1 protein-coding gene is annotated in these 547 nt (G+C 46.3%); it reads right to left on the bottom strand.

What is annotated here, in order from left to right:
• The coding region (locus ACS8FC_RS20205) for a TolC family protein (RefSeq protein ID WP_439298097.1) at nucleotides 1-547 on the bottom strand (547 nt) is incomplete at both ends.

Raw genomic sequence — 547 nt, 5'->3', positions numbered from 1 at the left:
TTATCGGCGTAATACTATAGTCCTCATTCAACATGAGATAGTGACCATTATCCAAATCTCGCTCTGCAGTCGCTGGTAGCCTAATCTCGATATAATCCTCTTCTGCTATATTGTCTCCGTAGCCAAACTCGTGACTCATGTTGCTGCTATCCTCTTGCTTATTGAGCCACTGTTTGACCGAATTTGTGGGGCTAAATAAAGTGACTGGCTGACGATTATGAGAGAACTGCTGCCATTGCATAAGGCCAAAATCCACTTGTAATCGATAAAATGCGCCCAGCATTTCTGCCCGAGTTTGCACCAGCTGCACTTGATAATCGTTATGTTCACGAACCGCATTGAGAACTTCTAGCCATGACTTACGCCCAGCAATAAACTGTCGACGATACGAGCTGACCACTAGCTGTGCACCGGCGACGGCAGCGACCAATGACGTCTCTCTATCTTTTGCACTAACAAACTGCTGGTACTGTACTTGAATGTTCTCTATCACATTACGGCGGGCTGCTTCTTGATTCTGTATCAGGCTGCTGACCTGTGCTTGTGA

The sequence above is a fragment of the Psychrobacter sp. 1Y4 genome (assembly GCF_051847555.1).
The sequence above is the reverse complement of the archived record's forward strand: the minus strand, read 5'-3'. Positions and strand labels throughout refer to the sequence as shown.